The sequence below is a fragment of the Desulforamulus profundi genome (assembly GCF_002607855.1).
Genome location: NZ_AWQQ01000046.1, coordinates 69,851 through 83,824, shown reverse-complemented (window position 1 = coordinate 83,824; position 13,974 = coordinate 69,851). Strand labels below are relative to the sequence as shown.

General features: G+C 42.2%; 16 protein-coding genes and 2 pseudogenes. 13 read left to right on the top strand and 5 right to left on the bottom strand.

Annotation, left to right across the window (positions count from 1 at the left end):
- The first annotated feature begins 174 nt into the window (after nucleotides 1-174).
- From P378_RS07395 to P378_RS20075, 10 genes and pseudogenes are all read left to right on the top strand, one after another.
- A complete protein-coding gene (locus P378_RS07395; protein ID WP_476588323.1) occupies nucleotides 175-498 on the top strand; it encodes a transporter substrate-binding protein in 324 nt (107 codons plus the stop codon).
- Nucleotides 499-520: 22 nt separating this feature from the next.
- The gene (locus tag P378_RS22840; RefSeq protein WP_274378665.1) at nucleotides 521-892 is read left to right on the top strand and encodes an ABC transporter permease subunit; all 372 of its coding nucleotides are present in this window, start codon (nucleotides 521-523) and stop codon (nucleotides 890-892) included.
- Between the two features lie 48 nt (nucleotides 893-940).
- Nucleotides 941-1,483, top strand: coding sequence for an ABC transporter permease subunit (locus P378_RS22835; RefSeq protein ID WP_274378664.1), 543 nt, complete (start codon nucleotides 941-943; stop codon nucleotides 1,481-1,483).
- 16 nt (nucleotides 1,484-1,499) lie between these two features.
- A complete protein-coding gene (gene urtC / locus P378_RS07385; protein ID WP_238473001.1) occupies nucleotides 1,500-2,579 on the top strand; it encodes an urea ABC transporter permease subunit UrtC in 1,080 nt (359 codons plus the stop codon).
- 82 nt (nucleotides 2,580-2,661) lie between these two features.
- A complete protein-coding gene (urtD, locus tag P378_RS07380; RefSeq protein ID WP_180261013.1) occupies nucleotides 2,662-3,408 on the top strand; it encodes an urea ABC transporter ATP-binding protein UrtD in 747 nt (248 codons plus the stop codon).
- Between the two features lie 2 nt (nucleotides 3,409-3,410).
- Entirely contained in the window at nucleotides 3,411-4,103 is a 693-nt protein-coding gene (gene urtE, locus P378_RS07375; protein WP_099082793.1) for an urea ABC transporter ATP-binding subunit UrtE, read from the top strand.
- A 35-nt stretch (nucleotides 4,104-4,138) separates the two neighbouring features.
- Nucleotides 4,139-4,440: pseudogene (gene ureA, locus P378_RS07370) on the top strand (urease subunit gamma).
- A gap of 20 nt (nucleotides 4,441-4,460) precedes the next feature.
- Nucleotides 4,461-4,835, top strand: coding sequence for an urease subunit beta (ureB, locus tag P378_RS07365; RefSeq protein WP_099082792.1), 375 nt, complete (start codon nucleotides 4,461-4,463; stop codon nucleotides 4,833-4,835).
- Nucleotides 4,836-6,552: pseudogene (gene ureC / locus P378_RS07360) on the top strand (urease subunit alpha).
- 95 nt (nucleotides 6,553-6,647) lie between these two features.
- Nucleotides 6,648-6,746: an ATP-binding protein gene (locus tag P378_RS20075; RefSeq protein WP_420795979.1), complete on the top strand. Its 99-nt coding sequence runs from the start codon at nucleotides 6,648-6,650 to the stop codon at nucleotides 6,744-6,746.
- On the opposite strand, the gene P378_RS19460 is transcribed toward P378_RS20075, so the two are convergent.
- Nucleotides 6,720-6,935, bottom strand: a complete 216-nt coding sequence (locus P378_RS19460; protein ID WP_180261012.1) for a hypothetical protein — start codon at nucleotides 6,933-6,935, stop codon at nucleotides 6,720-6,722. The genes P378_RS20075 and P378_RS19460 overlap by 27 nt on opposite strands.
- Before the next feature lie 112 nt (nucleotides 6,936-7,047).
- Between P378_RS19460 and P378_RS07350 the strand changes: the two genes are divergently transcribed.
- Complete coding sequence (locus P378_RS07350) at nucleotides 7,048-7,158, top strand: ATP-binding protein (protein ID WP_238472999.1); 111 nt, start codon at nucleotides 7,048-7,050, stop codon at nucleotides 7,156-7,158.
- Nucleotides 7,159-7,567: 409 nt separating this feature from the next.
- Here the strand turns inward: P378_RS07350 and P378_RS07340 are convergent, their stop codons facing one another.
- The 4 genes from P378_RS07340 to P378_RS07325 all read right to left on the bottom strand — a co-directional run bounded on the left by P378_RS07340 (nucleotide 7,568) and on the right by P378_RS07325 (nucleotide 11,812).
- On the bottom strand, nucleotides 7,568-8,875 hold the full coding sequence (locus P378_RS07340) for a 4Fe-4S binding protein (protein WP_238472998.1): 1,308 nt from the start codon (nucleotides 8,873-8,875) through the stop codon (nucleotides 7,568-7,570).
- Nucleotides 8,876-9,113: 238 nt separating this feature from the next.
- Nucleotides 9,114-9,599: a DUF2680 domain-containing protein gene (locus P378_RS07335; protein WP_099082789.1), complete on the bottom strand. Its 486-nt coding sequence runs from the start codon at nucleotides 9,597-9,599 to the stop codon at nucleotides 9,114-9,116.
- Between the two features lie 120 nt (nucleotides 9,600-9,719).
- Nucleotides 9,720-11,120 carry a sensor histidine kinase gene (locus tag P378_RS07330; RefSeq protein ID WP_099082788.1) on the bottom strand — a complete coding sequence of 467 codons (1,401 nt, stop codon included), beginning with the start codon at nucleotides 11,118-11,120 and terminating at the stop codon, nucleotides 9,720-9,722.
- Nucleotides 11,117-11,812, bottom strand: a complete 696-nt coding sequence (locus P378_RS07325; protein WP_143338428.1) for a response regulator transcription factor — start codon at nucleotides 11,810-11,812, stop codon at nucleotides 11,117-11,119. Before P378_RS07325 ends, P378_RS07330 begins: the two co-directional genes overlap by 4 nt.
- Before the next feature lie 715 nt (nucleotides 11,813-12,527).
- Between P378_RS07325 and P378_RS07320 the strand changes: the two genes are divergently transcribed.
- Nucleotides 12,528-13,097: a 4Fe-4S dicluster domain-containing protein gene (locus P378_RS07320; RefSeq protein WP_099082786.1), complete on the top strand. Its 570-nt coding sequence runs from the start codon at nucleotides 12,528-12,530 to the stop codon at nucleotides 13,095-13,097.
- Nucleotides 13,094-13,954 carry a CoB--CoM heterodisulfide reductase iron-sulfur subunit B family protein gene (locus P378_RS07315; protein WP_099082785.1) on the top strand — a complete coding sequence of 287 codons (861 nt, stop codon included), beginning with the start codon at nucleotides 13,094-13,096 and terminating at the stop codon, nucleotides 13,952-13,954. Before P378_RS07320 ends, P378_RS07315 begins: the two co-directional genes overlap by 4 nt.
- Nucleotides 13,955-13,974 lie beyond the last annotated feature (20 nt).

The following is a 13,974-nucleotide window of genomic DNA, read 5'->3' as shown; positions in this document are numbered from 1 at the left end:
TAGTGGTGGAAGGAAAAGTTATCAACATTTATGGTCAACTTTCTTTTGCAGTAGTATTGCATGGGAAAAATTTACTTAATTACCAGTTAATAAATGGTTTTAATGGTAATATTTTTCTTATAAAATACACAAAGGAGGGAGAAAAACCACCTTAAACAAGTTCAAAAAAATGTCTTGACATCTTTAGCCACCATAAATCGTGTAACTGCCGATCCTATTGAAGCAGCATATATCCAAGTTTATCTCTGGGCTGAAGCAGTGAAAAAAGCAGGAACTACTGATGTGGATAAAGTTAGAGAGGCCGCTAAAGGGCTTGAGTATAGAGCTCCTGAAGGATTGGTCAAGATTGAGGCAGAGAACCAGCACCTGTGGAAACCTGTCAGAATCGGTGAGGTGCAGGAAGATGGCTTGATCAAGGAGATCTGGAGTACAAAAGAAGCTGTAAAACCAGATCCATATCTGAAATCCTATGCTTGGGCTAAAGACTTAAGTAACTAACCAGCATAAAGTAGCTTTGACTGTGCAGGATGAAACAATCATCCTGCACAGGCTAAAAAATCGGAGAGTGAATGGGGCTGTGGAAACATATGTTCTGCAAATATTCAACGGGATCAGCGTAAGTTCGATTTTGATGCTTGCTGCTTTGGGCCTTGCCATTACATTTGGTTTAATGAAGATTATTAATATGGCCCATGGTGAATTGATCATGATCGGCGCTTATGTGACCTTTGTAACACAAAATATCTTTATGTCATATGTAGATAAAAGTTTTTTGACATCTATTTTATTTTTGCTTTACCCGTTGCTTTTGTTGTTACTGCATTTGTCGGCTATTTGCTGGAAATTACCATCGTCAGGCATCTTTATGGTCGACCGCTGGACAGTCTGTTAGCTACCTGGGGGGTAAGCCTCGTATTGCAGCAACTGGCAAGAAATATTTTTGGGGCCTAATGTTGATGTCAAAAGTCCTAAATGGCTCGATGGCGGTATTCTTATTTGGGGGAATTTGCAACTGCCATATAAGAGACTGTTTATCATGTTGCTTGTTGCACTTTGCATATTCGCAGTTTATTATTTTCTCTACAAAACAACCAGTGGGCGTAGGATCCGGGCAGTTATGCAAAACCGTAGCATGGCACAAAGCCTCGGGATTAATACGCGGAAGGTTGATGCCATGACTTTTGCAATTGGCTCCGGCCTGGCAGGTATTGCAGGCTGTGCCCTTACGCTGCTTGGTTCCATAGGACCAACCCTTGGCACAAATTACATAGTTGATACATTTATGGTTGTAGTTCTTGGCGGTGTGGGCAGAATTATCGGCACTGTCGCGGGCGCCGGGGCAATTGGTCTGGGGAATACAACTTTTGAGTTTTTAACTGATGCATCCCTTGGCAAGGTACTTGTGTTTTTAGCGGTCATCTTATTCCTGCAATGGAAGCCGCAGGGCTTCTTTACAATCAGTAGTCGCGCCTTAGATGAGTAATTGGAGGTGTACTGATTTGATCGAGAAAGTTACGCAAATTAAAGAACACATTATAAAACGGAATGTAGTCATCTCCATAATATTTATTTTATTATGTCTGGCGCCGTTATTTTTATCAGACTTTAGAATAAATTTGCTTGGTAAATTTGTGGCCTTTGCCATACTTGCTCTTGGCATTGATCTTATTTGGGGTTATACGGGGATATTAAGCCTTGGACATGGTGTATTTTTTGGCTTAGGAGCCTATTGTATGGCCATGTACCTCAAGCTGGAATCAAGCGGAGGTAAGGTGCCGGACTTCATGTCCTGGAGCGGACAGGAAGTGTTGCCCTGGTTTTGGAAGCCATTCGCTTCTGCACCCTTTGCGTTGACAATGGCAATTCTCATTCCTGTGCTGTTAGCTTCAATTATTGGCTACTTAACCTTTAAAAATCGCATTCGCGGCGTATATTTCTCCATTTTAACACAAGCTCTGTCGATTATCTTTGTAGTTCTATTTGTTGGTCAACAAGCTTACACGGGTGGTACAAACGGTATAACCAATTTTAAAACTATTTTTGGTTTCTCGCTTTCCAACCCATCAACTAAACTTGGCCTTTATTATATTGCTGTTTTGTTGTTGTTGGCAGCATATGTGTTTTGCAAATTTATTATCGACAGGCGTATTGGTCGAGTATTGGTCGCTATTCGAGACGGGGAAAACAGGATTCGTTTTTCAGGATACAACCCAACAGTTTATAAAGTATTTGTTTACGCTATTTCTGCCGGCCTGGCTGGCTTGGCAGGTGCCATCTATGTTCCACAGGTTGGGATAATATCTCCTGCAGAAATGGGCATTGTACTTTCCATTGAAATGGTAAGTTGGGTTGCAATAGGCGGACGTGGTACATTAACCGGCGCCATAATCGGAGCAGTGCTGGTTAATTCATTAAAAAGTGTAGTTAGCGAAAATTTCCCTGATATATGGTCATATTTTATCGGCATTGCCTTCATAGCAGTTGTTATTTTCATGCCTTCGGGATTGGTTGGCATTTATCATCAAATAAAAAAGTCTGGCGCAATTCTTTGGTGTTCAAGAGAAAGGAAGCAGCCATGAAACATTGACCACCGTCGCAAAAGTTGTAACCAAAAAGAATTAGATATTAATTTCTTAAAACAATCTTAAAGGTGTGTTTTTGATGGATAGAGTTTTGGAGATTAAAGATTTAACAGTTAGTTTTGATGGATTTAAAGCAGTCAATAATGTAAGTACTACTGTAAAGAAAGGGGATATCCATTTTTTTATTGGACCAAACGGCGCCGGTAAGACTACTTTGCTTGATGCCATCTGCGGACGTGTTAAGCCTGCTGCCGGTTCGATAATTTTCAAAGACAGCAGTGATGTGACAAAGTTGGCTGAACATGAAATTGTTGAACGTGGTATTAGTAGAAAATTTCAGGTTCCATCTGTGTTTAACAGCATTACAGTTTTTGAAAATATGGAGCTGGCAGTTGAAAAGAAAAGAACTATTTATTCTACTCTTTTTTCAAAGCTGAGTCATGAGCAACGGGAAAGAATCGAATATGTACTCAATACAATTGGTTTATATGAAAAGAGGTTCGAGAAGCCGGCAGCTTTGTCGCATGGAGAAAAACAATGGTTAGAAATAGGCATGCTTTTCGTCCAAGAACCAGAAATTATGCTTTTAGATGAACCTGTGGCCGGCATGGGTAGAAAGGAAACGGATAAGACCGGCGAACTCCTTAAAGAAATGGCCAAAGACTGTTCCGTGGTTGTTGTTGAACATGACATGGAATTTGTCAGAGAGTGCGCAAGTACCGTTACGGTTCTGCATGAAGGAACACTTTTGGTTGAAGGCGATATGGACGAAGTGCAAAAACATCCGCGCGTAATTGAAGTTTATTTAGGCAGAGGTGGTGAGTGAAGGTGCTGGATGTTAGCGGCTTAGATGCCTATTATGGCGACAGTATTATTCTGAAAAATATCTGCTTGAGAATTAAACAAGGGCAAGTTGTTTGCCTGCTGGGAAGAAACGGTGTTGGCAAAACAACATTTCTGAAAAGCATTATGGGTCTCGTAAAAACCCCTAACGGCAGCATTTCGCTTAATGGGACAGAAATCATCAAAATGCCTACTTATAACAGGGCCTTACAAGGAATCGGCTATGTCCCGCAAGGAAGGGATATTTTCTCTAATCTAAGTGTTTATGAGAACTTGCTGCTGGGGCTGGAAAGAAATAAAAATAACAGTGCTTTAGACGAAAGCATTTACGAACTCTTTCCTGTCTTAAAAACGATGCTGAAAAGAAAAGGTGGTGATTTAAGCGGTGGACAGCAGCAGCAATTAGCAATTGCCCGGGCCCTGGTGTCAAACCCAAAGCTGCTTTTACTTGATGAACCAACAGAAGGTATTCAGCCTTCGATCATACAAGAAATTGCCAGAGTCATCAAGAAGCTTAAAAGCAAGGGCAATATCACGATGCTAATAGTAGAGCAATATCTGGATTTTGTTTTAGAAACTTCAGATTATTTTTACGTGATGGATAAAGGTTCCATTGTTATGGAAGGAAGTACAAAAGGTGTTGAGCCCGAAAAAATTCAGGCAAAAATAGCAATTTAATATCTATTTAATCCGGCACGGGGAGGTGATGGCTAATGCATTTAACACCAAAAGAAACAGAAAAATTAATGCTGCATTTAGCAGGGGAGCTGGCCAGCAAAAGAAAAGCAAGGGGACTTAAACTAAACTATCCTGAGGCGGTTGCTTGATCAGTGCAGAATTACTCGAAGCTGCTAGGGACGGTAAAACTGTTACTGAATTGATGCGGTTTGGTGCCAATATCCTAACGAAGGATGATGTCATGGAAGGGGTAGCTGACATGATACATGAGATTCAAATTGAAGCAACCTTTCCCGATGGTACGAAACTTGTTACCGTGCATAATCCAATCCGTTAATGTAAAGGGGGCGTAGATTGATGATACCCGGGGAATATTTCATTAGTAATGAATATATAACTTTGAATGGCGGTCGAAAGAAAATTGTACTCAAAGTTTCAAATACCGGCGATAGATCTGTTCAGGTGGGATCGCATTATCACTTTTTTGAAGTTAATAAATGTCTGGCTTTTCCAAGAGGTCAAGCTTTTGGCATGAGGTTGAACATTCCATCCGGGACAACAGTGAGATTTGAGCCTGGAGAAGAGAAGGAAGTTGAGTTGGTCGCCATTGGCGGCAACGCCATTATCCATGGTTTGCATGGTCTGACAAGCGGCAGCGTCAAGGATGCAGATACTTTGCAGAGTGCTCTTGTAAAAGCAAAAAATCTGGGCTTTAAAGGAGTTGAAGGCTAAGTGAGCTATAAAATACCGGGCAAGGATTATGCAGGCATGTACGGTCCAACCAAGGGAGATCGGATAAGACTTGCTGATACGGATTTGATCATTGAGATTGAAGATGATTTTACAGTTTACGGAGATGAATGCAAGTTTGGGGGCGGTAAATCAATTCGAGATGGCATGGGTCAATCGCCATCAGCCACCAGGCAGGATGGTGTTTTGGATGTGGTGATCACCAATGCCATCGTAGTTGATTCCTGGGGGATTGTGAAAGGCGATATAGGCATCCGGGATGGCAAGATTGTTGGTATCGGCAAGGCGGGAAATCCCGATGTCATGGATGGTGTAGTGCCGGATTTAGTCATTGGCGTCTCAACAGAGGTGATTGCCGGTGAAGGCTCATAGCTACGCCAGGTGGCATTGACACACATGTTCATTTTATTTGTCCCCAGCAGGTTGAAACGGCGTTGTACAGCGGTATTACAACAATGATCGGTGGAGGAACGGGACCGGCAGACGGGACTAACGCTACCAATTGCACACCTGGTAGTTTTCATATCCATAGAATGCTGGAAGCTGCTGAAAGCTTTCCCATGAACCTTGGTTTTTTGGCAAGGGCAATGCATCCTTTAAAGGGCCGATTGTTGAGCAAATTGAAGCGGGAGCCATCGGACTAAAATTACATGAAGACTGGGGATCAACACCGAAAGTTATCGATACATGCTTGCAGGTAGCGGATATGTATGATGTACAAGTTGCTATCCATACTGATACGTTAAATGAAGCAGGTTTTGTTGAAGACACGATGCGAGCCATTGATGGCAGGGTAATTCATACTTATCATATAGAAGGAGCCGGCGGTGGCCATGCACCTGATATCATCAAGTTGGCTGCGCTGCCAAATGTACTGCCATCTTCCACGACTCCGACCATGCCTTTTACGATCAACACAGTTGACGAACATTTAGATATGCTGATGGTTTGTCACCACATGGATAGCAAGGTGCCCGAGGATGTTGCTTTTGCCAAGTCAAGAATACGGCCGGAGACCATTGCGGCAGAAGATATTCTGCATGATTTGGGCATCTTCAGCATGATGGCTTCTGATTCACAGGCAATGGGCAGAGTTGGTGAAGTTATTATCAGAACCTGGCAGACGGCTGATAAAATGAAAAAACAAAGAGGTCCGTTACCAGAAGATAGTGATCAGAATGATAATTTCCGTGTGAAGAGATACGTAGCCAAATATACGATTAATCCTGCATTAACACATGGTGTAGCTAATTATGTAGGTTCTTTGGCAAAAGGTAAAGTTGCTGATGTTGTTTTGTGGAAACCGGCTATGTTTGGAGTTAAGCCAGAGATGATTATCAAGGGAGGCTTTATTGTCGCAAGTAAAATGGGTGAAGCTAATGCATCAATACCTACTCCGCAACCAGTGATTTATAGAAACATGTTTGGCGCTTTTGGCCGGGCAAAGTACAATACATGTTTGACCTTTGTATCCAAGGCGGCACTGGAATCGGGAGCCCTTGATAAATTAAAACTTCAAAAGCAAGTTGTGCCTGTTGTTGGCTGCAGAAATGTATCTAAGAAAGACATGGTATTAAATAACGCCACGCCTAATATTGAAGTAGATCCTGAAACATACGAAGTGAGAGTTGACGGGGAACATTTAACCTGTGAACCTTTGCAAACACTTTCTCTGGCTCAGAGATACTTTTTATTTTAATATAGAAATCGGTGAGCAACACGGTAGTAAGCCGGTTGAAAACACCGGTGACACCCCCCGACAGGCCATGCCTGCACCGGGATGCAGATGAAAAAATGACTGCGGCAATTATAGATCGGTTAATCCACCACAGTCATTTGCTAGTGTTTACTGGTCCAAGCTATCGGCTAAAGCATTCTCCCATAAATTGCTAGAAATGGGAACGGGGTGCTCCAAAGATTAAGTTCCGTAATAACTATAGAATCTTTAGTGTTATCAGCAGTAGCAGTAATAATTTCGATGGTTTGATCATTTACAATCTTATAACCACCGGCATAACCGGTACCAGTATATACATCACCAGTAACAGTAGTTTTCCACTCAACGCCAGCAAGAAGTACCACACGGATGGTTTCGTCGTTGGCCCAATCATGCAGGTAGTCTTTGTCTTCTTCAATGGTGATTTAGTTTCCAAGATCACCGGTTTTTGCCGCCAGGTATGAGGTTAGCAGCACCATGATTACCACCAACCTGGAATTTTCCAAATGGCCCGCATTTCTTGGCAATGACCAGGCTATGTCCGCAGCCTTGGTGGACCGGCTCATACACCGGCGGGGAAATCCTTAACATGAACGACAAAAGCTACAGGCTCAAAGATGCTAAAGGGGAGATCGGCAGCTAACTTCTACCAAATCTAACCAAACCTAAATCCTGTGACAGGCCATCTATACAAACACCGGTGCAGGAAGAGAATGAATTACCCGTTCTCCCGCACCGGTGTTTTAATTCCTGGAATATCTTCAGGCCGGCCGCATTAGCAAACACCCCGGTAATTTGCCGCTTTGCACAGTGAATTTTGTAGAGGAAAATATTGTTCACAGCCTGCCCAAAACCACCTCATTATCAGACCCAGATTTCTCTAAGACTCAAGTGTGGTATACTTTTACTGAGCATGAAGGGTTTGTTCCATCCCTACTTCCGGTCCCCGTTAGGCTGAGCGCATCCACCCACACATCGCTGGTTTCTGTGCGGTACCTCATTCTTTTATCTTTTCAAAATCATACCCCGGTGATACACTTCCAATCTTATTCATCTGTGTTTGAGCCGGGACATCGTCAGGAATCTTGAACAACTTATAGAATTCCATCAATTCCATATTTAGAGATTCAGATGCTTCCCTGATTGTCATAGAGCCTTTAATACCACTTATATCCACCTTGTTGTAGTTTTCTGGTTTTTCTATATTATTAGCGGTATTTTCCGACCCTCCGGCTTTTGCCTTAGCTTCGTCAAAATTATAGCCGGGTACTTCATTCGATATTTCTTTCATTTTCGTATTCTTTGAAACATTTTCCGGGATACCTAGCTTTTCATATACTTCTTTCAATGAAAAGCCGGTTGCAATGGCTGTTTCTTCAATCGTATAATAACCTTTTACTTCAGATATCGGCACAATCTGACCCTCCTTCAGCGCTGAAGGAATAGTTTGAAAATTTCCAGTTGCTTGAGCTATTAGTATGGTGCTAAAAAACAAACCTACTACTATAAGAAGCATTGCAATAGGATGAAATGCCTTTCTTGCTGTCTTTACCTCCAGTGCTCCTGTTTTAGAGCAGGCCAAAACACACTCATTACAGTTAATACATTCTGCACTGGTAACTTTGACTGCTTTAGCTATATCAATATTGACAGGACAAGCTTTGTTGCATGCTTTACAATGAATGCATAGATTGTCATTCCGTTCAACTCTTGTAGGACTTATCTTACCAATAATTCCGTAGAATGCTCCCACAGGGCAAAGATATTTACAGAAGAAACGATCATACAGGAAGGAGCCCAATAGCGTAACTGCCAACAGGATAAACCCTACGATGGCATGGGGATCTTCTTTAATGGACTCAGAAACAGTCCATATGTGTGAATAGGCTGAATATGGATCATAAGGAGCCATCCAGAGTTTCCCATAATACCATGCCATTGCGACAGTAAGCAATAGTATGACATATTTTAAGTAACGCAAAGGTTTATCAATTTTCTGCGGTACAATAAACCGCTTTTTGAATATTTTTCGTCCAAGAAGGGAAAATGCCTCCTGCAACGATCCGAAAGGACAAAGTAAGCCGCAAAAGCTTCGACGGAAAAGAATTGCCAAGACAACTGTCAATATCAGCAAAACGAAAGTTCCTAAATAAATTTTCTTAATAAAGCTTCCCATAAAAAGCAATGTATACAAACTTTCAAGTGCACCAAAAGGACATAGTGCATGTATAGAAGGAGCTTTCCTTCCTCCAAGAAGCTGATGCATATAAGATGCATATGTTACAAATGCTAATAATCCTAACAATGTTAAAAGTCTTAACCATTTGGAGGCCTTATTCCAATTTATATAGAACACCCCTTTATCTAAAATGTTTATAACTACTCAAGGGATACCTGAGTAGTTATAAATGTTAAAACAAGCAGGCCACTAATTTTCCTTGATTTATCGTGGTCTTATAGAGGCTGTTTAAATAGTTTTAATACCCATTACCAAGGGAGCATCAACCAATACTCCTGGTAATGGGTACTTTTTAGAGGGGTGCCTACCTGTTCATGCCTCTGCCGGCTCCCATTCCTTGACCAAATCCACCACCATTACGCATTCCTGCACCTCTGCCGGCACCTTGTCCAAGGCCCATACCACTTCCCTGGCCAAAGCCTGCACCATATTTTTTGCCTATTCCAGCACTGCCGGTTCCATCGCAGGTAGCCTGGTTGTTCTTAATTGAATTGTAAATTTGGTCTGCCTGCTCCTGTGTGAGCCTACCGTCCTTTACACGTTGGTCAAGAACGGTTTTCTTCTGCTCCAAGATTTGTGCTTTAAATTCTTCCAGCTTTCCGGCCTCATTTGCGATGGTGCCATAGGTCTTTCCCGCAGAACGCTCCTTGTAGAGGTCCTCAACGGTTTTTCCTGTCAATCCGGATACAACTTCTGCAGGAGTCATTGCTGTTGCTGCAAAGGCAGAACCTGCTACTCCAAGCATACCTACTACTGTTACTGTTGCTAGAAGTTTCTTTAGGTTTTTCATAAAATACACGCTCCTTATCATTTGGTTTTGTTTGTTTAGCTTATATTTACATCATAAGGAGCAATTGTGATAGAAGTATGATAGAAGACTGAAAGAAGGATGAAAGTTAATTAATGAATATTATTTTTTCAGCTCAAACCAGAAGGTTGTGCCAACCTCCCTTTTGCTTTCCACACCATAAGCAGCCTGATGGGCTTCCAGTACGCTCTTGACAATGGCAAGCCCCAGTCCTGTTCCCGCGGCTCTTCTTTTTCCGCTTGCTTTTTCCGCTTTATAGTACCTGTCCCAAATATGAGGAAGATCCTCCTCCGGTATGCCGCTGCCTGTGTCCGAAACCTCGACCCGGACGGCCTTCAGACCGTCAATAGCATTGACTGTGATTGTTCCGCCTCTGGGTGTATGATTGAATCCATTATTGATCAAATTATAAAGTACCTGCTCGATTCTTGCTTCATCTGCTTCCACAAGCCCGTCACTTGAACCCTGCAGTACAATTTGCACACCGGTTTTCTGGCTTAAAACATCATAGCGTTTTACAACGGCAGCAAGAGTCTTCATTATCGGGAAACGGCTTTTATTGAGACTTAAATAGCCGGTCTGGAGCTGTGAAAGGTTAAGAATATCGTCCACTATTTTGCCGAGACGCTCTGTCTCTTCAATAATAATTCCAAGCTGCTTTTCCCTTTTATCCGGAACATTCCCGGTTACATCCCTGATGGTTTCTGCATACCCTCTGATAAGACTTAACGGAGTTCGAAGTTCATGGGATACATTGGCAATCAAATCTTTCCTGAGCTGCTCAATTTTTGAAAGCTGCTGTCCCATATAATTAATTGTTTCTGCTAATTTGCCAATCTCATCCTTGTTACTGGATGTTATCCTGTCGGAAAAATCACCGGAAGCTATTTTCTCCGCCACCTGCTTAATTTCCAGTATGGGTTTTGTAAATGTTCTGGAAATGATAAAGGAAATAATAACTGATGCAGTCAGCAGGATCAATGTTATAAATAGAAGCTGTTTTTTTAATATTGAAGCAGTATCCTCAACCGGTGCCAAAGGCATGTTTATAAAAAGCACACCGGTTAATTCTCCGGATATTTTTACCGGAAGACCGATCAGCATGAACTTGTTCCCGAAACGGGGATGTACTAACGGAACAGTTATCTCCTTACCAGCCATAACCTCCTGAAATGCCTCAACCCTTGCGCTGTTTCTTATCATGGGCATGTGTCCGCTGGAACCGGTTGCACCGGTTATGTAGATGGAGTTTCCACCTGAGTCCACCATCTCGATACTCAGGTTGTTATTAAATGCAAAGGCATCCAGCCTGTTTTCAAACTCGGTTTTACTACCGTCATCAAGTAATTTGACAATGGAAGCACCTTCATTTTTTATATCTGATATTCGCATGCGGGTATAAAAGCTTTCAAGGAATACAATCTGGAAAAGCCATAGGAGTATTAATACGATCATAACAAGGGCCATCATGCCAGCCCATAGCTTTAAGCCTATACTTTTCATTTTTTAACTCCTGCTTCAAACTTGTAGCCTGTTCCCCATACTGTCACAATAAACTTTCTGTAATCCGCCAGGCTTTCCCGGAGCATTTTTACATGGGTATCTACTGTTCTGTTGTCGCCTGCAAAATCATACCCCCATACCGAATTCAGAAGCTGCTCCCTGGAAAACACCCTGTTCGGATTCTGAACGAAGAAGTTTAGCAGTTCGTATTCTTTTGGTGTAAGGTTTACTTTATTGCCATCCACATAAACATTCCTTGAATTGAATTCAATCACAAGGCCTTCAAAACTGATCCTGTCACCTTTTGCGGTATTTTCGGCTGCCGATGAGCCTCTTCTAATAATCGCCTTCATACGGGCAAGAAGTTCTTTGGGGCTGAAAGGCTTTACAATATAGTCGTCCACGCCCAGTTCAAAACCAAAGAGTTTGTCATACTCTTCTCCTCTAGCAGTCAGCATTATTACAGGAACCTGGGAGGTCTTTCTAATCTCCCTGCATACGCTCCAGCCATCCATTTTAGGCATCATGACATCGAGAATAACCAATGAATATTTCTGTTGTTTAAAAAGATTTATAGCTTCAATTCCGTCTGAGGCTTCATCAATATCATATCCCTCCAGACTGGTATATTCCCTGATCATTTCCCTGATCCGTTCCTCATCATCCACTAAAAGAATTCTTACTTTTTCCATGCCGGCCACCTTCTTTTGTGAGCGTTTTCAAATTATTATAAACTCTAATTGTGATAAAAGTTTGAAAAACGTTGATCCTTTATTCAATAAATGCTCAAACTTCTATCACAATAAAAATATAATAGGAATACCGTAAAGAAGATGATAAGGCCGCTAAATCAGCCACCACAAGGGCTGCGCAACCAGACAGGCGCAAACCTGTATTGGCATTTAGCAGAAATTTTGCGCTATCATAACATATATGCCACTGAAACACCATCTTAAAAAAAGAAAGGGGTTTCGCATTGGCGATGCCCCTTTAAATTTCCGGGAAAACAGGGACATTTCCCGAAAACTGTCGGTAAATATTTGGGGGTTAAAGAAAGGATTACTCCACTACCAACAAATACTTAAATATTGCGAAACATTTCACAACTCTAAATAGAATGATTTTTACGAAACAGAAAAATGCGAAAAGTATGTCAAGCCGCTTAATTCGGACAAAACCGATGCAATGACGCAATAATCCTTATTTATATCGACAAGCAAATATAGTATTTATGAAAACAAGATCAAAAGCAAGAAAAAATAAGATAAAGGCAAGGTAAATATAATTTTTAGCCTCATATCTTCCGCAGGGGCATTATTACACTATAATTAGAAATAGTAATTAGTGCGAATAAAACTTAAACTTATTAAAAGAGGTTTTTCTATTTTTAGGAGGTGTCTCCACCTTATGCAACCGATTAACCTTACCCAAAATGGGAATGGGTTTGAACAATTAGCTAACCAAACAGACCAAAACCTACAACATTGTTACCAGTGCGGTAAGTGTACTGCCGGGTGCCCCGTAGCCTTTACCATGGATGTTGCTCCGAACCAAATTGTCAGGATGCTGCAATTAGGTTTGCTAAATGAAACATTCCAAACAGAAACCATATGGCTCTGTGCGTCTTGTTCCACCTGCTCTACCCGTTGTCCCAAAGGTTTTGACCTGGCTAAATTAATGGACAACCTGCGGCAGCTTGCCTGTGAGCAAGGCATTAACCCTGGCGGACGGGGTAAAAAGGTATCCCTTTTTAACCGGCTTTTCTTAGACGCCTTGAAGAAATACGGGCGTGCTTATGAGATGGGCTTAATGGTAAGGTATAACGTAAATTTAATGAACCCCTTTAAGGATGCCCTGGTAGGGTTAACCTTATTTTCCCGGGGCAAATTGAAAATCGGACCCCATCGGATTAAGGGGACTAAGGAGATGATCCGGATTATGGAAAATATTAAGAGATTGGAGGGAGACAAGGTATGAAAGTGGCGTACTACCCCGGCTGCTCTTTGCACTCTGTTGCCAGAGAGTATGATTCCTCCACCAGGGCAGTATGCCAGGCTCTGGGTATTGAATTAGTGGAAATACCTGACTGGAATTGCTGTGGGGCCAGTGCCGCCCACGCCTCCAGTGAATATCTGCCCACGGCCCTTGCTGCACGGAATTTACACCTGGCTGAAAAAATGGGATTGAACGTAACGTCTCCCTGTGCCGCCTGCTACCAGTCCCTTGCGCAAGCAAACTGGAAGATGACCGGGAACGAAAAACTGCGGGAAAAGATTAATGAGGCAGTTGGACAACCCTATCAAGGGGGTGTTAAGGTCCTTTCCATCATTGATGTGTTTACCGGAGCAGGTATAGATAAAATTCAGTCTCAAGTGGTGCAGTCCCTGAAAGGGTTAAAGGTTGCAGTTTATTACGGCTGTCTGCTGGTGAGGCCGCCTAAAGTGGTAAGTATAGATGATTCCGAAAACCCCCAGGCTCTGGATAACCTGATTAGGGCTACCGGAGCTGAACCCGTGGATTGGTCCCATAAGGTGGAGTGCTGTGGTGGTTCCCTGTCTGTAACAAATGAGGAAGTTTCACTAAAGATGGTCAAGGACATTTTAGCCAGCGCTACCAGGGCCGGCGCAAATTGTATTATTGACGCTTGCCCGCAGTGTCACCTTAATCTGGATATGAGGCAGAAAAAAATAAACAAAATATATAACACAGACTTCAATATTCCGATTCTTTACTTTACCCAATTACTGGGTTTGGCCCTGGGCATTAAACCTATTCATTTAAGCATGGATTCCCACTTCGTCAGTACCGGGTCAGTAGTATCCCTGGTAGGGTGATACCAGTGACAGAAAGGGGG